Annotated in this window: 20 protein-coding genes; 11 read left to right on the top strand and 9 right to left on the bottom strand. The window is 52.7% G+C overall.

The window, feature by feature from the left end:
• Positions 1 to 165: 165 nt before the first annotated feature.
• On the top strand, positions 166 to 732 hold the full coding sequence (locus RYZ59_RS19780; protein ID WP_318050274.1) for a VOC family protein: 567 nt from the start codon (positions 166 to 168) through the stop codon (positions 730 to 732).
• 3 nt (positions 733 to 735) lie between these two features.
• Positions 736 to 1,482: a copper homeostasis protein CutC gene (cutC, locus tag RYZ59_RS19775; protein ID WP_318050275.1), complete on the top strand. Its 747-nt coding sequence runs from the start codon at positions 736 to 738 to the stop codon at positions 1,480 to 1,482.
• Between the two features lie 231 nt (positions 1,483 to 1,713).
• On the opposite strand, the gene cmoB is transcribed toward cutC, so the two are convergent.
• From cmoB to RYZ59_RS19750, 5 genes are read right to left on the bottom strand one after another with little or no spacing between them, the layout of a single operon-like run.
• A complete protein-coding gene (cmoB, locus tag RYZ59_RS19770) occupies positions 1,714 to 2,682 on the bottom strand; it encodes a tRNA 5-methoxyuridine(34)/uridine 5-oxyacetic acid(34) synthase CmoB (RefSeq protein ID WP_318050276.1) in 969 nt (322 codons plus the stop codon).
• Positions 2,679 to 3,422 carry a carboxy-S-adenosyl-L-methionine synthase CmoA gene (gene cmoA / locus RYZ59_RS19765; protein WP_318050277.1) on the bottom strand — a complete coding sequence of 248 codons (744 nt, stop codon included), beginning with the start codon at positions 3,420 to 3,422 and terminating at the stop codon, positions 2,679 to 2,681. Before cmoA ends, cmoB begins: the two co-directional genes overlap by 4 nt.
• 40 nt (positions 3,423 to 3,462) lie before the next feature.
• Entirely contained in the window at positions 3,463 to 3,858 is a 396-nt protein-coding gene (locus RYZ59_RS19760; RefSeq protein WP_003833847.1) for an MAPEG family protein, read from the bottom strand.
• 52 nt (positions 3,859 to 3,910) lie between these two features.
• The gene (locus RYZ59_RS19755) at positions 3,911 to 4,729 is read right to left on the bottom strand and encodes a DUF72 domain-containing protein (protein WP_318050278.1); all 819 of its coding nucleotides are present in this window, start codon (positions 4,727 to 4,729) and stop codon (positions 3,911 to 3,913) included.
• Entirely contained in the window at positions 4,726 to 5,292 is a 567-nt protein-coding gene (locus RYZ59_RS19750) for a hydrolase (protein WP_318050279.1), read from the bottom strand. Before RYZ59_RS19750 ends, RYZ59_RS19755 begins: the two co-directional genes overlap by 4 nt.
• Before the next feature lie 286 nt (positions 5,293 to 5,578).
• Between RYZ59_RS19750 and aspS the strand changes: the two genes are divergently transcribed.
• From aspS to ruvB, 6 genes are all read left to right on the top strand, one after another.
• Positions 5,579 to 7,351, top strand: a complete 1,773-nt coding sequence (aspS, locus tag RYZ59_RS19745) for an aspartate--tRNA ligase (RefSeq protein ID WP_318050280.1) — start codon at positions 5,579 to 5,581, stop codon at positions 7,349 to 7,351.
• A gap of 1 nt (position 7,352) precedes the next feature.
• Entirely contained in the window at positions 7,353 to 7,796 is a 444-nt protein-coding gene (nudB, locus tag RYZ59_RS19740) for a dihydroneopterin triphosphate diphosphatase (RefSeq protein WP_137381568.1), read from the top strand.
• Positions 7,797 to 7,824: 28 nt separating this feature from the next.
• Positions 7,825 to 8,568, top strand: a complete 744-nt coding sequence (locus tag RYZ59_RS19735) for a YebC/PmpR family DNA-binding transcriptional regulator (RefSeq protein ID WP_003833836.1) — start codon at positions 7,825 to 7,827, stop codon at positions 8,566 to 8,568.
• A gap of 34 nt (positions 8,569 to 8,602) precedes the next feature.
• A complete protein-coding gene (gene ruvC, locus RYZ59_RS19730; protein ID WP_003034867.1) occupies positions 8,603 to 9,124 on the top strand; it encodes a crossover junction endodeoxyribonuclease RuvC in 522 nt (173 codons plus the stop codon).
• Positions 9,125 to 9,204: 80 nt separating this feature from the next.
• The gene (gene ruvA / locus RYZ59_RS19725) at positions 9,205 to 9,816 is read left to right on the top strand and encodes a Holliday junction branch migration protein RuvA (protein ID WP_043016727.1); all 612 of its coding nucleotides are present in this window, start codon (positions 9,205 to 9,207) and stop codon (positions 9,814 to 9,816) included.
• A gap of 8 nt (positions 9,817 to 9,824) precedes the next feature.
• On the top strand, positions 9,825 to 10,835 hold the full coding sequence (ruvB, locus tag RYZ59_RS19720; protein ID WP_137381570.1) for a Holliday junction branch migration DNA helicase RuvB: 1,011 nt from the start codon (positions 9,825 to 9,827) through the stop codon (positions 10,833 to 10,835).
• A 78-nt stretch (positions 10,836 to 10,913) separates the two neighbouring features.
• Here ruvB and znuB read toward each other — a convergent pair whose 3' ends face one another.
• Positions 10,914 to 11,699, bottom strand: coding sequence for a zinc ABC transporter permease subunit ZnuB (gene znuB, locus RYZ59_RS19715; RefSeq protein ID WP_202038411.1), 786 nt, complete (start codon positions 11,697 to 11,699; stop codon positions 10,914 to 10,916).
• Complete coding sequence (gene znuC / locus RYZ59_RS19710) at positions 11,696 to 12,451, bottom strand: zinc ABC transporter ATP-binding protein ZnuC (protein WP_137381572.1); 756 nt, start codon at positions 12,449 to 12,451, stop codon at positions 11,696 to 11,698. The genes znuB and znuC overlap by 4 nt, the downstream gene beginning before the upstream one ends.
• Positions 12,452 to 12,529: 78 nt before the next feature.
• On the opposite strand from znuC, the gene znuA reads away from it, so the two are divergent.
• The 3 genes from znuA to lpxM all read left to right on the top strand — a co-directional run bounded on the left by znuA (position 12,530) and on the right by lpxM (position 15,902).
• Entirely contained in the window at positions 12,530 to 13,474 is a 945-nt protein-coding gene (gene znuA / locus RYZ59_RS19705) for a zinc ABC transporter substrate-binding protein ZnuA (protein ID WP_005120703.1), read from the top strand.
• A gap of 15 nt (positions 13,475 to 13,489) precedes the next feature.
• Positions 13,490 to 14,809 (top strand): murein DD-endopeptidase MepM, encoded by a 1,320-nt coding sequence (mepM, locus tag RYZ59_RS19700; RefSeq protein ID WP_071887356.1) that lies wholly within the window; start codon positions 13,490 to 13,492, stop codon positions 14,807 to 14,809.
• A gap of 121 nt (positions 14,810 to 14,930) precedes the next feature.
• Entirely contained in the window at positions 14,931 to 15,902 is a 972-nt protein-coding gene (gene lpxM, locus RYZ59_RS19695; RefSeq protein ID WP_115643269.1) for a lauroyl-Kdo(2)-lipid IV(A) myristoyltransferase, read from the top strand.
• A gap of 83 nt (positions 15,903 to 15,985) precedes the next feature.
• Here lpxM and pyk read toward each other — a convergent pair whose 3' ends face one another.
• Positions 15,986 to 17,428 carry a pyruvate kinase gene (pyk, locus tag RYZ59_RS19690; protein WP_137381575.1) on the bottom strand — a complete coding sequence of 481 codons (1,443 nt, stop codon included), beginning with the start codon at positions 17,426 to 17,428 and terminating at the stop codon, positions 15,986 to 15,988.
• A gap of 119 nt (positions 17,429 to 17,547) precedes the next feature.
• Positions 17,548 to 18,417: a MurR/RpiR family transcriptional regulator gene (locus RYZ59_RS19685; RefSeq protein ID WP_137381864.1), complete on the bottom strand. Its 870-nt coding sequence runs from the start codon at positions 18,415 to 18,417 to the stop codon at positions 17,548 to 17,550.
• Positions 18,418 to 18,524 lie beyond the last annotated feature (107 nt).

The raw sequence follows: 18,524 nt of genomic DNA, 5'->3' as shown, positions 1-18,524 counted from the left end.
TGCAAATGCCCGTTGCCGTCAGCATTGCGAGTACGGCGCACAGCCTAAAATACAGACACTGTTATTACGTATAATTATTCATACCCGTTCGAAAAAATCAGCAGTTGGATGGGACTACGCAACAGAGTAAATTAGCGGCTTTGAACATCGATATGAGCTTTCATTATGGCGAACTGGCAAACAGTTACAGAACTGCATGATATTTCCGCAGATTTACCACATTTCATTCAAGCGTTAACGGAACTTTCCACCCGTCTGGGTCTGGATATTTCATCGCTGGATGCCGATCATATCTCTTTGCGCTGCCATCAAAATACCACCGCAGAGCGCTGGCGTCGGGGATTTGAACAGTGTGGCGAGCTGCTATCGGAAAATATCATTAATGGCAGACCGATTTGCCTGTTCAAACTGGATGAGCCGGTTTGTGTCGCGCACTGGCAGTTTTCGGTAGTTGAGTTGCCATGGCCGGGTGAAAAGCGTTACCCGCACGAGGGGTGGGAGCATATCGAAATCGTTCTGCCCGGTGCGCCGGAAACACTGAACGCGCGTGCGCTGGCGCTGCTTTCTGATGAAGGATTGAGTCAGCCGGGGATTTTCGTAAAAACCAGCTCGCCGAAAGGAGAGCGTGAGCGTTTACCGAATCCGACACTGGCGGTCAGTGATGGCAACGTCACTCTCAAATTTCATCCGTGGTCAATTGAAGCGATTGTCGCAAGCGAGCAACAGGAGTGAGTGATGGCATTACTGGAAATCTGCTGTTACAGCATGGAGTGCGCACGCACCGCGCAGCGTCAGGGGGCTGATCGTATTGAATTGTGCTCGGCACCCAAAGAAGGGGGATTAACGCCGTCGCTGGGGGTTTTGCGCTCAGTACGCCAGCATGTCTCTATTCCGGTTAATCCCATTATCCGCCCGCGTGGGGGCGACTTTTGTTACACCGACGGTGAATTTGCCGCGATGCTTGATGATATCGCGATGGTCAGAGATTTAGGTTTTTCAGGACTGGTGACCGGGATTCTCGATGTGGACGGGAATGTCGATATGCCACGTATGGAGAAAATAATGGTTGCTGCGGGCCCACTAAATGTCACGTTTCATCGGGCCTTCGATATGTGCGCCAACCCATTAAATGTGCTGAATAAATTATCCGATTTGGGCGTCGCCAGAGTGCTGACTTCCGGGCAAAAATCAGATGCAGCGCAAGGTTTAACAAAAATAATGGAACTTATTGAGCAAGTGAATGCTCCAATCATTATGGCCGGAGCGGGGGTTCGCGCCGCGAATTTATCCCTGTTCCTCAACGCTGGAGTGCAGGAAGTCCACAGTTCTGCCGGAGTATGGCTGGCTTCACCCATGCGGTATCGCAATTCGGGGTTGTCGATGTCTTCGGATACGCAGGCGGATGAATATTCCCGCTATGCGGTAGACGGGGCGGCGGTTGCTGAAATGAAGGCAATCATTGCGCACCACCAGGCCAGCTGATTTTTACCGTTGCATCATGTCGCCCAATATGATGCTTGCTCGTACCAGGCCCCTGCAATTTCAACAGGGGCCTTTTTTTATCCTTCTCCTGCATATTTCGGTCTGCTACTGCGTTGGCTTTCCTCGCGCACCCCGGTCACGTAGTTATCTACGCTCCCGAGGATTTGCTGCGTCGCCGCCTTGTCGCAAACCGAACTATTTTGGAGAAAATGTGCCACCAGTCAAAAATGACTAGGGCTTACGCGCAATCAATACCGCGCGTAATGGAGCGGGGTAACCTTCTACCGTTTTGCTGTGGTCGTTCGGATCGAGGAAGTCGGCCAGCGACTCGGTTACCATCCATTCGGTGCGACGCTGCTCTTCTGTGGTAGTGACACAGACGTCGGCGATACGGACATCCACAAATCCACATTTTTCCAGCCAGTTTTTCAGCGCCAGCGCGGATGGAATAAAGTAGACGTTACGCATTTGCGCGTAGCGGTCGCCTGGTACCAGAACGGTATTTTCATCACCTTCGACCACCAGCGTTTCCAGCACCAGCTCTCCGTCTTTTACCAGTTGATCTTTCAACTGCCAGAGATGTTCCAGTGGAGAGCGGCGGTGGTAGAGCACACCCATAGAGAATACGGTATCAAACGCGTTCAGTGCCGGAAGCTGTTCGATACCCAGCGGCAGCAGGTGAGCACGCTGATCGTTACCCAGCAGTTTGCGCACGGCTTCAAACTGACACAGGAACAACTGCGTAGGATCGATACCGACGGCCAGGTGCGCGCCCGCGCCAATCATGCGCCACATGTGATAGCCACTACCGCAGCCCACGTCGAGAATGGTACGCCCGGTCAGATCGGATAAATGCGGCAGAACGCGATCCCACTTCCAGTCGGAACGCCATTCGGTATCGATATTGACGCCGTACAGCGAATATGGACCTTTGCGCCACGGCATGAGATGACGCATCAGCGTATCAATCCGTTTGATCTGCCCTTCGCTGAGCGGCTCCTCGCTTTCGGCAGTCACACTATGCAGTAAATCCAGACGATGCGGCGTCAGTTCCGGCAGAAACTCCACGGCATTCGACCACTGCTTAAACAACCCATGTTGATCGCGCTGCCAGGCGGCGATTTGCGCCGGGAGCGTTTCCAGCCAATGGGAAAGATGGTTTTTGGCAATCAGCTGATAAAAGTTACCAAAGTCTGTCATGCCGCAACCTCAGATTTCAACGCGACCAGTGACCCAAAGTTGAAGCACTGGAACCACAGTTCGCTGTGCTCAAAACCCGCCTGACGCAGACGTGCTTTGTGCGTTTCAACAGAGTCAGTTAGCATCACGTTTTCCAGCATGCTGCGCTTCTGGCTGATTTCCAGTTCGCTGTAGCCATTGGCGCGTTTGAAGTCGTGGTGCATGTTGAACAGCAGTTCGCCAACGTTGGCATCTTCGAAGCTGAACTTCTCGGACAGCACCAGCGCACCGCCGGGGTTCAACCCCTGATAAATCTTATCCAACAATGCCTGGCGCTCAGGTGGTTCAAGGAATTGCAGGGTAAAATTCAGCACCACCATCGAAGCGTTTTCGATAGTGATGTTGCGAATATCGCCTTCGACCACGTCAACAGGCGTGGGGGCTTTATAGGCATCGATATGACGACGGCAGCGTTCAACCATAGCCGGCGAGTTATCAACGGCGATAATTTTGCAATTCTCATGATGGATATTGCGACGCACCGAGAGCGTCGCTGCGCCCAAAGAGCAGCCCAGATCGTAGACCTGCGTGTTGGGTTGCACGAAACGTTCGGCCAGCATGCCAATCATGGAGATGATATTGGAATAGCCGGGAACGGAACGCTGGATCATATCCGGGAAGACTTCAGCTACCCGTTCATCAAAGGTCCAGTCACCCAGACTGGCGATAGGCGCAGAAAAAAGCGTGTCGCGGTGAGACATAACGTAAAAATCCGGGAAAAATAAAGTGGCGTATTGTGCGCTAATGCAGGGAGAAAACCAACTCCCAGGGCATATACCAAAGATTCGCCAGCACCATTAGCAACAGTGAACACCAGGTGGCGCTCATGCCGGAACGACGCCAGCGGAAAAGACGGTGATGGAATCCGTAATAATGCATCAGTCGTCCGGCTATCAACATCAGCCCGCAAATATGCACCATCCACGTTTCAGCGCCGTTCATTTCCATAAAAAGCAGCAGCACTAATGCAACGGGAATATATTCCACTGCATTACCGTGAATGCGGATAGCGCTTTGCAGCTCACTAAAACCGCCATCACCATAGGCAACGCGGTACTGCATGCGCAGGCGAACGACGTCAAAGGAGAACTTTATTAACAATAACGCACCCAGGACGGCATATAGCGCGCTTACCATACAAACTTCCTTTTAAAATGGCTGCTGGCATTGACTATGATAGGTGGCATTTTCAGAAAAGAGAAGATTGCTGTGGAATTGAGGGGGCTGATCCGATCTCTGGCAGGGCACTACGTAAATCCGTCCATAGCGTGTCTACCAGCTCTGGCGCCTGTGCGATATCCGGCGTGTGCAAAAACAGATATGGCGTGGTGGTCTGTTGCCAGAGTGACAACTTTGCCAGCCAGGCGGCAAAGAACTGCCGATTTTGTGTCATGTTATCGCTACCGATAAAACGGACCATCGGGTGGTTTGCCGTGACTACCGCATGGACCGGGACCTTCGGTTTCTTACGTTGAGCATCGCGTATCGCTTCCGTGTGTGGGATCGCGGCATGGACCGGACGACTGTCTAAAATGACCCGATTAACCCCGCGTTCATGCAGACCCCGATTGAGCTGAATCTCTGATTCACCCTTCGCAAAGAAATCCGGATGACGAACCTCGACACCGTAGGTAAACGCTTTAGGGAGGGCATCGAGGAATTGCCACAGGGCAGGGAGGTCACGTGGGCCGAACGTGGCAGGTAGCTGCAACCAGTATTGTCCGATACGGGCATCCAGTGGTGACATGCGCGTAAAAAATTCCCGTACCAGGTCATCGCAATTACGCAGTGCGGCCTGATGCGAAATGGTGGCCGGGAATTTGAAACAGAAGCGAAAATCGTCGCGGGTTTGTGCAAACCAGCGGTCAACAATCTCGGCTTTCGGCAAGGCGTACAGCGTGGTATTACCCTCCACACAGTTGAAGTGGCGGGCATACTCTTCAAGGCTGGTGATCCCCAGACGCAGCCATTTCGGGTGTGACCACTGGGGTAAGCCGATATAGATCATAACGCTTGCAGGATCTCGTCAACGCGACGTATACGGGCAATGCGTGGGAAAATATGCGTCATGCTGCCCTGATGCTGGTCGGCGCTGGCGGCACTGCAGGCGTCTTCGGCAACGATCAGGCTAAAACCCAGCTCCCAGGCGTTACGCGCGGTGGATTCGACACCGATATTGGTGGAGATCCCGCAAAGGACGATGGTGTCGATACCACGACGGCGCAGCTGTAGTTCCAGGTCAGTACCGTAGAATGCTCCCCACTGGCGCTTGGTAACCTCCAGGTCTGTTGCACATTTTCCCAGCGCTTGCGGGTATTCCCACCAGTTGTCGGGTAATGCTTTGGCTGGCGCGGGGGCATCAACCGGTTGTTTTAGCGCTTCGGCATAATCCGCAGACCAGCCGACGCGAACCATCACCACTGGTGAACCGTGAGTACGGAATTTTTCCGCCAATTGTGCCGTACGGGCGACCACGTCGTTTGCCGAATGAGGCCCACCTGCGAAAGGCAGGATACCTTCCTGTAGATCGATGACGACAAGCGCGGTTGTTTTTGCGTTCAGTTCCAGCATGGTGACTCCAGTAAAAAAGATTTCCGTTACACCTTAATCGCGAATCTGTGTGAAAGGGGCGACAATTTTTGTTATTTTTTGTGAGATTACGCAATACCCGCTTAGGAAACACGCGTACAGTCAGTACCGGACTGAGAGTCTACCCCAGTAGGCTCTTATCGTGCGGCAGAATTTCCAGTATAATAGCCGCCTTTTTTCATTCAGTAGTGACATTCAGCTAAAGCTGCGACTTCGTCATCTGCCGGGCAGGTGACAATCCGCCTGCGGCAAAGTTAAGGGATATCTCATGCGTACAGAATATTGCGGACAGCTACGTCTGTCCCACGAGGGGCAGCAGGTGACTCTGTGTGGTTGGGTCAACCGTCGTCGTGATCTTGGTAGCCTGATCTTTATCGATATGCGCGACCGCGAAGGTATCGTGCAGGTATTTTTCGATCCGGACCGTGCGGACGCGTTAAAGCTGGCCTCCGAACTGCGTAATGAGTTCTGCATTCAGGTAACGGGCACCGTGCGTGCGCGTGATGCGAAAAACGTCAACGCCGATATGGCGACGGGCGAAATTGAAGTGCTGGCATCCGATCTGGTCATTATCAACCGTTCAGATTCACTGCCGCTCGACTCTAACCATGTCAATACTGAAGAAGCTCGTCTGAAGTATCGCTACCTCGATCTGCGTCGTCCTGAAATGGCGCAGCGTCTGAAAACACGTGCCAAAATTACCAGCCTGGTGCGTCGTTTCATGGACGACCACGGCTTCCTCGACATCGAAACGCCGATGCTGACGAAAGCGACGCCAGAAGGTGCGCGTGACTACCTGGTACCGTCTCGCGTACATAAAGGTAAATTCTACGCGCTGCCTCAGTCTCCTCAGTTGTTCAAACAGCTGCTGATGATGTCTGGCTTCGACCGTTACTACCAGATCGTAAAATGCTTCCGTGACGAAGACTTACGTGCTGATCGCCAGCCTGAATTTACGCAGATCGATGTTGAGACCTCCTTCATGACCGCACCGCAGGTGCGTGAAGTGATGGAAGCGCTGGTGCGTAATCTGTGGCTGGAAGTAAAAGGTGTGGACTTGGGCGATTTCCCGATCATGACCTTTGCCGAAGCAGAGCGTCGTTACGGTTCCGATAAGCCGGATCTTCGTAACCCGATGGAGCTGGTAGACGTCGCTGATCTGCTGAAATCTGTTGAATTCGCCGTATTCTCTGGTCCGGCTAACGATCCGAAAGGGCGTGTAGCGGCTCTGCGCGTCCCTGGCGGCGCTGCACTTAGCCGTAAGCAGATCGACGATTACGGTAACTTCATTAAGATCTACGGCGCGAAAGGTTTGGCTTACATCAAAGTCACCGAGCGTGCGAAAGGCCTGGAAGGTATCACCAGCCCGGTTGCCAAGTTCCTGAATGCTGAAATCATTGAAGCCATTCTGGAACGTACTGGCGCACAAGACGGCGATATGATCTTCTTCGGTGCCGACAACAAGAAAGTGGTTGCCGATGCGATGGGCGCGCTGCGTCTGAAACTGGGTAAAGACCTGAGCATTACCGACGAAGCCAAATGGGCGCCGCTGTGGGTTATCGACTTCCCGATGTTTGAAGACGACGGTGAAGGCGGTCTGACCGCGATGCACCACCCGTTCACCTCGCCGAAAGACATGACGGCGGCTGAGCTGAAAGCTGCGCCGGAAGATGCGGTTGCCAATGCGTACGATATGGTTATCAACGGCTACGAAGTTGGCGGTGGTTCTGTACGTATCCATAACAGTGATATGCAGCAGACCGTGTTCGGTATTCTGGGTATCAACGAACAAGAGCAGCGCGAGAAATTCGGCTTCCTGCTGGATGCGCTAAAATACGGTACACCGCCGCACGCGGGCCTGGCGTTTGGTCTGGATCGTCTGACCATGCTGCTGACCGGTACGGATAACATCCGTGACGTTATTGCTTTCCCGAAAACGACGGCTGCCGCATGTCTGATGACCGAAGCGCCGAGCTTTGCCAATGAAGCTGCGCTGGCGGAACTGAGCATTCAGGTTGTTAAGAAGGCCGAGAATAACTGATATGGCATATAAGCAGCCTGTCTCGGTGTTAGTCGTGATTTATGCAAAGGACACCGGGAGAGTGCTGATGTTACAGCGACGCGACGATCCTGATTTTTGGCAGTCGGTCACCGGCAGCCTTGAAGAAGGTGAAACCGCGTCGCAAGCTGCCCTGCGCGAAGTAAAGGAAGAGGTCGCCATTGATGTTGCGCGTGAGCAACTGACCTTAATTGACTGCCAGCGCACGGTGGAGTTTGAGATTTTTAGTCATTTACGTCATCGCTATGCGCCAGGAATTATACGTAATACGGAGTCCTGGTTTTGCCTGGCACTGCCCACTGAACGAGAGATCGTGTTCACCGAACATTTGACCTACCGTTGGGTTAATGCGCACGAGGCTGCACAGTTAACCAAGTCGTGGAGTAACCGGCAGGCGATTGAAGAGTTTGTAATTAACGTCGCCTGAGAAGGCGCGCTTTTTGGAGAGATTATTTATGGCAGGTCATAGTAAATGGGCCAACACCAGACATCGTAAAGCAGCGCAGGATGCTAAGCGCGGTAAGATCTTCACCAAAATCATTCGTGAGCTGGTAACGGCGGCTAAATTGGGTGGTGGCGATCCGGATGCTAACCCGCGTCTGCGTGCAGCGGTTGATAAAGCGCTGGCAAACAACATGACACGTGACACTCTGAACCGTGCGATTGCGCGCGGTGTGGGTGGTGATGAAGATTCCAACATGGAAACCATCATCTATGAAGGTTACGGTCCTGGCGGTACAGCCGTGATGATTGAATGTCTGTCTGATAACCGTAACCGTACCGTTGCGGAAGTGCGCCACGCATTCACTAAAACGGGCGGCAACCTCGGTACCGACGGTTCCGTCGCATACCTGTTCAGCAAGAAAGGTGTTATCTCCTTTGAGCAAGGCGACGAAGACGCCATCATGGAAGCGGCACTGGAAGCCGGTGCTGAAGACGTTGTAACCTTCGACGACGGCGCGATTGACGTTTACACCGCGTGGGAAGAGATGGGGAAAGTTCGTGATGCGCTGGAAGCGGCAGGTCTGAAAGCGGACGCGGCTGAAGTTTCTATGATCCCATCCACCAAAGCGGATATGGATGCAGAAACAGCGCCGAAACTGATGCGTCTGATCGATATGCTGGAAGATTGCGATGACGTGCAGGAAGTTTACCACAACGGCGAAATCTCCGATGAGGTTGCAGCTACGTTAGAATGATGTGGTTAAGCCATAAAATAACAGGAGATGCGTGATGTCTATCATTCTCGGCATTGATCCGGGGTCGCGCATTACCGGTTATGGCGTAATCCGTCAGGTCGGCAGACAGTTGACCTACCTCGGCAGTGGTTGTATTCGCACCAAAGTTGACGATCTCCCGTCACGCCTGAAATTGATATACGCGGGGGTGACGGAAATCATCACCCAGTTCCAGCCGGATTATTTTGCCATCGAGCAGGTCTTTATGGCGAAAAATGCCGATTCGGCGCTGAAGCTGGGACAGGCGCGCGGCGTAGCGATTGTTGCTGCGACCAATCAGGATCTTCCGGTGTTTGAGTATGCTGCCCGACAGGTTAAACAGACCGTCGTCGGTATCGGCAGCGCGGAAAAAAGCCAGGTACAGCACATGGTGCGTACGCTGCTCAAACTCCCGGCTAACCCGCAGGCGGATGCTGCGGATGCGCTGGCGATTGCCATTACTCACTGCCATGTCAGCCAGAACGCCATGCAAATGAGTGAGTCGAGGTTGAATTTAGCACGCGGTAGGTTACGTTAGTGACAAATGAGGCTGGATATCTATCCAGCCTTTTTTTATGATAGCGCATTACCTTTTAGCCCTTAACGCAGGAGCGTCATGTGATAGGCAGACTCAGAGGCATCATTCTTGAAAAACAACCCCCACTGGTCCTTCTGGAAACGGGCGGGGTAGGCTATGAAGTGCATATGCCGATGACCTGTTTCTACGAGCTGCCGGAAGCCGGGCAGGAAGCGATCATTTTCACGCATTTTGTGGTGCGCGAAGACGCACAGCTGCTGTATGGCTTTAACAATAAGCAAGAACGCACGCTGTTTAAAGAGCTAATTAAAACCAACGGCGTGGGGCCGAAGCTGGCGCTGGCGATCCTCTCCGGCATGTCTGCGCAGCAGTTCGTGAATGCTGTTGAGCGCGAAGAGCTTGGTGCGTTAGTGAAATTACCGGGTATTGGTAAGAAAACTGCAGAACGCCTGATTGTTGAAATGAAAGACCGCTTTAAAGGTTTGCATGGCGATCTCTTTACACCAGCGGCAGATCTGGTCCTGACTTCTCCGGCAAGCCCGACAACGGACGACGCCGAGCAGGAAGCGGTTGCTGCGCTGGTGGCGTTGGGCTATAAACCACAGGAAGCCAGCCGCATGGTGAGCAAAATTGCCCGCCCTGATGCCAGCAGTGAAACCCTGATTCGTGAAGCGCTTCGCGCGGCATTGTGAGGTAAAGGATGATTGAAGCAGATCGCCTGATTTCGGCTGCCAGCACTACCCCTGAAGACCTGGTGGATCGTGCGATCCGCCCCAGGCTGCTGGAAGAGTATATTGGCCAGCCTCAGGTACGTTCGCAGATGGAAATTTTTATCCAGGCGGCGAAGCTGCGCGGTGATGCCCTCGATCACCTGCTGATTTTTGGTCCTCCGGGTCTGGGTAAAACCACGCTTGCCAATATTGTTGCCAATGAAATGGGCGTCAACCTGCGCACTACATCCGGCCCGGTACTGGAAAAAGCAGGCGATCTGGCGGCCATGCTCACCAATCTCGAACCCCATGATGTGCTGTTTATTGATGAAATCCATCGCTTGTCACCGGTAGTGGAAGAGGTGTTGTATCCGGCAATGGAAGACTATCAGCTGGATATCATGATTGGCGAAGGCCCGGCAGCACGTTCAATTAAAATCGATCTGCCGCCGTTTACCCTGATTGGCGCTACAACGCGTGCGGGTTCGTTAACCTCTCCACTGCGTGATCGCTTTGGCATTGTGCAGCGCCTGGAGTTCTATCAGGTGGCTGATCTTCAGCACATTGTTGGACGCAGTGCCCGCTTTATGGGGCTGGAGATGAGTGACGAAGGGGCGCTGGAAGTAGCGCGCCGGGCACGCGGTACGCCGCGTATTGCCAACCGTTTACTGCGTCGTGTGCGTGATTTCGCCGAAGTGAAGCATGACGGCACCATCTCGGCGGATATTGCCGCCCAGGCGCTGGATATGCTCAATGTGGATGCGGAAGGATTCGATTATATGGACCGTAAGCTGCTGCTGGCGGTGATCGATAAATTCTTTGGTGGTCCGGTCGGGTTGGATAACCTGGCGGCGGCAATCGGCGAAGAACGTGAAACTATTGAGGACGTGCTGGAACCGTATTTGATTCAGCAAGGTTTTCTACAACGTACCCCGCGTGGACGTATGGCAACCGTGCGGGCATGGAACCATTTTGGCATTACGCCGCCACAGATGCCTTAGTGCCTGATGTCGCTACGCTCATCAGGCCTGGGCGATTTTGTAGGCCCGGTAAGCGCAGCGCCACCGGGCAACGCATGCTCAGCTCGCTTGCTTCTTCATCATACTGAAGATAAACAGCAGCGCAGCGCAAAGCACCACGGATGGCCCTGCCGGTGTGTCATAGAACGCTGAGAAGGTCAGTCCGCCTGTAACCGCTATCATTCCCACACCAACGGCAACCCCTGCCATCTGTTCCGGCGTACGGGCAAAGCGACGGGCGGTCGCCGCAGGGATGATAAGCAGTGAGGTGATAATCAGTGCCCCGACGAATTTCATCGCCACACCAATAGTGAGTGCTGTGACCAGCATCAGCAATAGCTTGACACGTTGCAGCTTCACGCCATCAACAAAGGCCAGATCCGGGCTGATAGTCATCGACAGCAGATTACGCCACTGCCAGAACAGAATAGCCAGCACAACCACGACACCAATGGCAATAGCCACCAGATCTTCAGGCGTTACGGCGAGCAAATCACCAAACAGGTAAGCCATCAGATCCACACGAATATTCGACATCAGGCTGACAACCACCAGGCCTAATGACAGCGCGCTGTGCGCCATAATACCGAGCAGGGTATCAATCGCGAGATGCGGGCGTTTCTCCAGCCATACCAGGCCTGCGGCCAGCATCAGGGTGACGACGATAACAGCATAGAAGGGATTTACATCCAGCAGCAGACCAAACGCAACGCCCAGCAGTGATGCGTGCGCCAGCGTATCGCCAAAATAAGACATCCGACGCCAGACCACAAACGAGCCAAGCGGGCCAGCAGCGCAGGCCAGCATGATCCCGGCTAACCAGCCGGGTAATAATAATTCAATCATGAGTGACCATTTCCCCGGCGTAAAACAATGCGACCCTGTAAATCGTGGCGATGATTATGGTTGTGACGGTAAATTCCGAGTTGTTCAGCGCCGCGTTGCCCGAACATAGAGATGAATTCAGGGTGCATTGAAACCACCTCCGGCGTGCCGGAGCAGCAAATGTGATGGTTCAGACACAGGACTTCGTCGGTTTTTGCCATGACCAGATGCAGGTCATGGGAGACCATCAGCACGGCGCAATCCAGTTCACGTCGCAACTGATCGATAAGATCGTACAGTGCAACCTGACCATTCACATCCACTCCCTGAGTCGGTTCATCGAGCACCAGGAGCTGTGGTTTATTTAGCAACGCACGGGCCAGCAAGACACGCTGCGTTTCCCCGCCGGACAGTTTTTGCATCGGAGCATCCATCAGATGCCCGGCCTGAACACGCTTCAGCGCAGGGAGAATGTCGGCTTTCTTTGTGCCAGGACGTAAGCGCAAAAAGCGGCTCACCGTCAGCGGAAGTGTTGTATCGAGGTACAGTTTCTGCGGTACATAGCCAATCCGCAACTGCCCGTTGCGCTTGATAACCCCTTCATCAGCCGCTACCAGTCCCAATACAACGCGCACCAGCGTAGACTTTCCGGCCCCATTCGGGCCAAGAAGCGTTAAAATTTTGCCGGGTCGAAGTTCAAGCGATACGTCAGAAAGGACGCGGCGTTGACCATAAGAGACCGAGACATTTTCCAGTGAAACCAAAGTCGTCATATCAATTTTAGTCTTGCAGAAGTTATAGAATGTTATAATATCACATTTCTCACATTCGTTACGATGATTGGTCGCATTATGTTACATAAAAATACGCTTCTTTTCGCAGCATTATCCGCTGCTCTTTGGGGTAGTGCAACTCAGGCTGCAAATGCCGCTGTAGTGGCGTCACTTAAGCCGCTGGGCTTTATTGCCTCAGCGATTGCAGATGGGGTTACAGACACCCAGGTTCTGCTGCCTGACGGGGCTTCCGAACACGATTATTCGCTGCGCCCTTCAGATGTAAAACGCTTACAGAACGCGGACTTAGTCGTTTGGATCGGTCCGGAAATGGAGGCGTTTATGGAAAAGTCAGTCAAGAATATTCCTAACGCAAAACAGGTAACGATTGCGCAGCTCAATGACGTGAAACCGTTACTCATGAAAGGCGCTGACGATGATGATGACGATCATGGGCATAACGACGCTCACGGCGAAAAAAGTGACGAGCATCACCATCATGGTGATTACAACATGCATCTTTGGCTTTCCCCAGAGATAGCGCGGGCCTCAGCGGTTGCAATCCATGATAAATTAGTGGAACTTATGCCGCAAAGTCGAGCCAAACTTGACGCCAACCTGAAGGATTTTGAGGCACAATTAGCCGCAACCGATAAGCAGGTAGGTAACGAGCTCGCACCGCTCAAGGGTAAAGGGTATTTCGTTTTTCATGACGCCTATGGCTACTACGAAAAACACTACGGGCTAACACCGCTTGGTCACTTTACCGTGAACCCTGAGATTCAACCTGGTGCGCAGCGTTTACATGAAATAAGAACACAGTTGGTTGAGCAAAAAGCAACCTGCGTTTTTGCTGAGCCACAGTTCAGGCCAGCGGTCGTTGAAGCCGTAGCGAGAGGGACATCCGTTCGAATGGGAACGTTGGATCCCCTCGGAACGAATATCAAACTGGGTAAAACAAGCTATTCAGCGTTTCTGAACCAATTAGCCAACCAGTATGCGAGCTGCCTGAAAGGAGATTAATGAGGAAGTGAATACGTGCAACAGATAGCCCGCTCTGTCGCTCTGGCATTTAATAATTTGCCGCGACCCCATCGTGTTATGTTGGGGTCGCTTACTGTTCTGACATTGGCCGTCGCAGTCTGGCGGCCTTATGTATACCATCCCGACTCTGCACCCATCGTTAAAACCATTGAGCTGGAAAAAAGCGAGATCCGTTCACTGTTGCCAGAGGCCAGCGAACCTATCGATCAAGCCGCTCAGGAAGATGAAGCTATCCCTCAGGACGAACTCGATGACAAGACCTCTGGCGAGGCCGGGGTTCACGAGTATGTTGTCTCTACCGGCGATACGCTGAGCAGTATCCTGAACCAGTACGGCATTGATATGGGCGATATCAGCCAGCTTGCCGCATCTGATAAAGATCTACGTAATCTGAAAATTGGCCAGCAACTTTCCTGGACGCTGTCTTCGGAAGGTGATTTGCAGCGCCTGACCTGGGAAGTTTCCCGCCGTGAAACCCGTACTTATGATCGTACGGCAACGGGTTTCAAAATGAGCAGCGAAATGCAGCAGGGCGACTGGGTTAACAGCCGAATCAACGGTACGGTGGGCGGTAGTTTCGTCGCCAGTGCAAGAGATGCTGGCCTGACCAGCTCTGAAATCAGCGCGGTGATTAAAGCGATGCAATGGCAGATGGACTTTCGCAAGCTGAAGAAAGGCGATGAGTTCTCCGTTTTGATGTCTCGTGAGATGCTGGACGGTAAACGCGAACAAAGCCAACTGCTGGGCGTTCGTTTGCGCTCTGAAGGCAAAGATTATTACGCGATCCGTGCTGAAGACGGTAAATTCTATGACCGTAACGGGACCGGGCTTGCTAAAGGGTTTATGCGTTTCCCTACGGCGAAGCAGTTCCGTATTTCGTCAAACTTCAATCCACGTCGCCTGAATCCGGTAACCGGACGCGTTGCACCGCACAAAGGTGTCGACTTTGCGATGCCGCAAGGTACGCCGGTGCTGTCAGTCGGTGATGGTGAAGTGGTGGTCGCGAAACGGAGTGGCGCGGCCGGATACTATGTTGCTGTTCGTCACGGTCGCACTTACACCACCCGTTACATGCACCTGCGTAAGCTGCTGGTTAAACCGGGACAAAAAGTGAAACGTGGCGATCGTATTGCGCTGTCAGGTAACACCGGGCGTTCTACCGGCCCGCACCTGCACTACGAAGTATGGGTCAACCAGCAGGCTGTGAACCCGTTGACGGCAAAACTACCGCGTACGGAAGGGCTGAGCGGTTCGGATCGTACCGAGTACCTGGCACAGGTGAAAGAGGTTCTGCCTCAGCTACGCTTCGATTAATAAATACACTGACAGAGCCGGTACGCTATGCGTGCCGGCTTTTTTTATTTTGTACGGGACACGGTGCGCCGCTACACTATCAGCAGATTTACTTTTTCGCGGCCCCCGATACTGGAAGAGCATGGAAACGAAAAAAAAGAGTATTGAGTATATCCCTGAGTTTCAAAAATCATTCCGTCACCCGCGCTACTGGGGCGCCTGGCTTGGCGTGGCAGCGATTGCAGGGATTGCATTAACACCCGCGTCATTTCGCGATCCCGTTCTGGCGAAACTGGGACGGCTTGCCGGACGGCTGGGGAAAAGTTCGCGTCGCAGAGCGCTTATCAATTTATCCCTCTGTTTTCCTGAGCGCAGCGAAGCTGAACGTGAGGCCATCGTTGATGAGATGTTTGCGACTGCGCCTCAGGCGATGGTTATGATGGCAGAATTAGCCATGCGTGGCCCGGAGAAAATTCAGCACCGCGTTGACTGGCAGGGCCTGGAAATTATCGATGAGATGCGACGTAATGAGGAAAAGGTGATTTTTCTCGTCCCTCACGGCTGGGGTGTTGATATTCCGGCAATGCTGATGGCATCCCAAGGCCAGAAAATGGCAGCGATGTTCCATAACCAGGGCAATCCGGTATTTGACTATGTCTGGAACACGGTACGTCGACGTTTCGGCGGTCGTTTACATGCACGTAACGACGGTATTAAACCTTTTATTCAGTCGGTACGGCAGGGATACTGGGGATATTACTTACCGGATCAGGACCACGGCCCGGAGCACAGCGAGTTTGTTGATTTCTTCGCGACCTATAAGGCAACGTTACCGGCAATTGGCCGCCTGATGAAGGTTTGTCATGCGCGCGTAATACCGCTGTTCCCGGTGTACGATGGCAAAACGCATCGTCTGACGATTCAGGTACGCCCACCCATGGATGACATTCTGACGGCCGATGACCATACCATTGCCAGACGGATGAATGAAGAAGTGGAGATTTTTGTCACCCCGCATCTCGAACAATACACCTGGATTCTGAAACTGCTAAAGACCCGCAAACCCGGTGAAATTGAACCGTATAAACGCAAAGATCTTTATCCTAAGAAATAGAAAAAGCCTCTCGTTCGAGAGGCTTTTTTGTATCAGCTGACCCGTCCTGAATAGCGAGTAATATCAGGCAGTAAGCAGAGTCGTTATTCTACAGTCAGAATACGTGTGGTGTTGGTGGAACCGATGGTGCTCATGACATCACCCTGGGTCACAATCACCAGATCGCCTGACACCAGGTAACCTTTGTCGCGCAGCAGATTGACCGCTTCGTTGGCAGCCACGACACCGTCAGTTTCGCTGTCAAAGTGAACCGGCGTAACGCCACGATACAGAGAGGTCAGGTTCAGCGTACGCTCATGACGAGACATCGCGAAAATCGGCAGGCCAGAACTGATGCGGGATGTCATCAGCGCAGTACGACCGGACTCGGTCATGGCGATGATAGCGGTAACGCCTTTCAGATGGTTCGCGGCATACATCGCTGACATGGCGATAGCTTCTTCGACATTATCAAACTGTACGTCCAGACGGTGTTTAGAAACGTTGATGCTCGGGATTTTCTCTGCACCCAGACAGACGCGAGCCATCGCTGCGACGGTTTCCGCCGGGTACTGGCCTGCGGCAGTTTCGGCAGACAGCATGACGGCATCAGTCCCATCCAGCACGGCGTTAGCCACGTCCATGACTTCCGCACGGGTCGGCATTGGGTTAGTGATCATCGACTCCATCATCTGCGTTGCGGTAATTACCGCACGGTTCAGCTGACGTGCGCGACGGATCAACGCTTTCTGAATACCGACCAGCTCCGGGTCACCGATTTCCACGCCCAGGTCACCACGCGCAACCATTACCACGTCAGAGGCAAGGATGATGTCATCCATCGCATTCTGGTCGCAGACGGCTTCAGCACGCTCTACCTTGGCAACGATTTTCGCATCGCAGCCAGCGTCGCGCGCCAGGCGGCGGGCATAATTCAGATCTTCGCCGCAGCGAGGGAAGGAGACCGCCAGATAGTCAACGCTGATTTGCGCTGCAGTAATGATGTCTGCTTTGTCTTTTTCCGTCAGCGCTTCAGCAGAAAGGCCGCCGCCAAGTTTGTTGATGCCTTTGTTGTTGGAGAGCGGGCCACCGACAGTGACTTCGGTGAAGACTTTCATACCCTGAACTTCCAGCACTTTGAGCTGTACGCGACCATCATCCAGCAGCAGGATATCGCCCGGCACGACGTCAGCAGGCAGGCCTTTGTAATCGATGCCGACTTTTTCTTTGTCGCCTTCACCTTTACCGAGGTTGGCGTCTAACAGGAATTTGTCGCCAACATTGAGAAATACTTTGCCTTCTTTAAAGGTCGATACGCGGATTTTAGGTCCCTGCAGGTCACCCAAAATAGCTACATGACGTCCCAGTTTGGCGGCAATCTCACGGACTTTATCCGCCCGCATTTTGTGATCTTCTGGAGAGCCGTGCGAAAAGTTCATACGTACAACGTTCGCCCCAGCGGCGATAATTTTTTCAAGGTTGTTATCGCGGTCAGTTGCCGGGCCTAACGTGGTAACGATTTTGGTTCTGCGAAGCCTTCTGGACATGTAATACTCCGTTGACTGAAACAACTAGGTGTTGCGTGAACATTGATCCGGCCGTTCTCGAACATAAACGGTAAAATGAACGACCCGGATGATAAAAGGGTAGAACATTGTTATTGCTTTTAGCGGTCATCACTCTTGATGAGTAATTCTTTATCAAAACGCGATTCCTTGAGCGCTTCCTTGACACGCTTCAAGTTATCTCTAAATTTTGCCCCACGGCGCAAAGTAAATCCCGTAGCCAGCACATCTATCACGGTAAGTTGAGCAAGTCGAGAGACCATGGGCATATAAATGTCAGTATCTTCCGGTACATCGAGGGTAATTGCCAGCGTTGCTTCACGTGCCAGCGGAGTACCAGGAGATGTCAGGGCAATCACCATGGCATCGTTTTCTCTTGCCAGTTGTGCCAGTTCCACCAGACTTTTGGTTCTTCCGGTGTGTGAAATGAGCACAATGACATCATCATCACTACAATTCATACAGCTCATGCGTTGCAGAACGATGTCGTCGGAATAGATAACCGGAACGTTAAAACGGAAAAATTTATTCATGGCGTCATGCGCCACCGCGGCGGAGGAACCGAGCCCAAAAAAGGCAATTTTCTTCGCCTGAGTGAGTAAATCAACCGCACGATTTACCGCCACGTTATCCAGAGACTGACGAACATGGTCAAGGCTCGCCATTGCAGACTCGAAGATTTTCCCCGTGTAGGATTCAACGCTGTCATCCTCATCCACATTGCGATTAACATATGGGGTACCATTTGCCAGGCTTTGCGCCAGATGCAGTTTAAAATCAGGAAAGCCACGCGTATCCATGCTGCGGCAGAAACGGTTAACGGTCGGTTCGCTGACATTGGCTTCCAGCGCCAGCGCAGCAATGCTCGAATGGATCGCCTGATCTGGTGAGGTAAGAATAACGTCAGCAACCTTACGTTCTGACTTGCTCAAATGTTCCAGTTTTAACTGGATTTTTTCCAGCATATTCATGATGTAGGTAGACTCATGGGTCATGGGCAAAAGCGATTTCAGCAATATGGGGAAATCGGGGCATAATTTTGTTATACACGTCATACGTCGAGCCGCAGGGGGGCTAC

Origin of the sequence: Citrobacter sp. HN-141 (assembly GCF_033341895.1) — a bacterium.
In the GTDB taxonomy this organism is placed as follows: domain Bacteria; phylum Pseudomonadota; class Gammaproteobacteria; order Enterobacterales; family Enterobacteriaceae; genus Citrobacter.
The sequence above is the reverse complement of the archived record's forward strand: the minus strand, read 5'-3'. Positions and strand labels throughout refer to the sequence as shown.

Bases quoted from the DNA above. Each gene is read 5' to 3' on its own strand.
- RYZ59_RS19780 (WP_318050274.1), top strand. From the start codon at position 166: ATGGCGAACTGGCAAACAGTTACAGAACTGCATGATATTTCCGCAGAT.
- cutC (WP_318050275.1), top strand. From the start codon at position 736: ATGGCATTACTGGAAATCTGCTGTTACAGCATGGAGTGCGCACGCACC.
- cmoB (WP_318050276.1), bottom strand. From the start codon at position 2,682: ATGACAGACTTTGGTAACTTTTATCAGCTGATTGCCAAAAACCATCTT.
- cmoA (WP_318050277.1), bottom strand. From the start codon at position 3,422: ATGTCTCACCGCGACACGCTTTTTTCTGCGCCTATCGCCAGTCTGGGT.
- RYZ59_RS19760 (WP_003833847.1), bottom strand. From the start codon at position 3,858: ATGGTAAGCGCGCTATATGCCGTCCTGGGTGCGTTATTGTTAATAAAG.
- RYZ59_RS19755 (WP_318050278.1), bottom strand. From the start codon at position 4,729: ATGATCTATATCGGCTTACCCCAGTGGTCACACCCGAAATGGCTGCGT.
- RYZ59_RS19750 (WP_318050279.1), bottom strand. From the start codon at position 5,292: ATGCTGGAACTGAACGCAAAAACAACCGCGCTTGTCGTCATCGATCTA.
- aspS (WP_318050280.1), top strand. From the start codon at position 5,579: ATGCGTACAGAATATTGCGGACAGCTACGTCTGTCCCACGAGGGGCAG.
- nudB (WP_137381568.1), top strand. From the start codon at position 7,353: ATGGCATATAAGCAGCCTGTCTCGGTGTTAGTCGTGATTTATGCAAAG.
- RYZ59_RS19735 (WP_003833836.1), top strand. From the start codon at position 7,825: ATGGCAGGTCATAGTAAATGGGCCAACACCAGACATCGTAAAGCAGCG.
- ruvC (WP_003034867.1), top strand. From the start codon at position 8,603: ATGTCTATCATTCTCGGCATTGATCCGGGGTCGCGCATTACCGGTTAT.
- ruvB (WP_137381570.1), top strand. From the start codon at position 9,825: ATGATTGAAGCAGATCGCCTGATTTCGGCTGCCAGCACTACCCCTGAA.
- znuB (WP_202038411.1), bottom strand. From the start codon at position 11,699: ATGATTGAATTATTATTACCCGGCTGGTTAGCCGGGATCATGCTGGCC.
- znuC (WP_137381572.1), bottom strand. From the start codon at position 12,451: ATGACGACTTTGGTTTCACTGGAAAATGTCTCGGTCTCTTATGGTCAA.
- znuA (WP_005120703.1), top strand. From the start codon at position 12,530: ATGTTACATAAAAATACGCTTCTTTTCGCAGCATTATCCGCTGCTCTT.
- lpxM (WP_115643269.1), top strand. From the start codon at position 14,931: ATGGAAACGAAAAAAAAGAGTATTGAGTATATCCCTGAGTTTCAAAAA.
- pyk (WP_137381575.1), bottom strand. From the start codon at position 17,428: ATGTCCAGAAGGCTTCGCAGAACCAAAATCGTTACCACGTTAGGCCCG.
- RYZ59_RS19685 (WP_137381864.1), bottom strand. From the start codon at position 18,417: ATGAATATGCTGGAAAAAATCCAGTTAAAACTGGAACATTTGAGCAAG.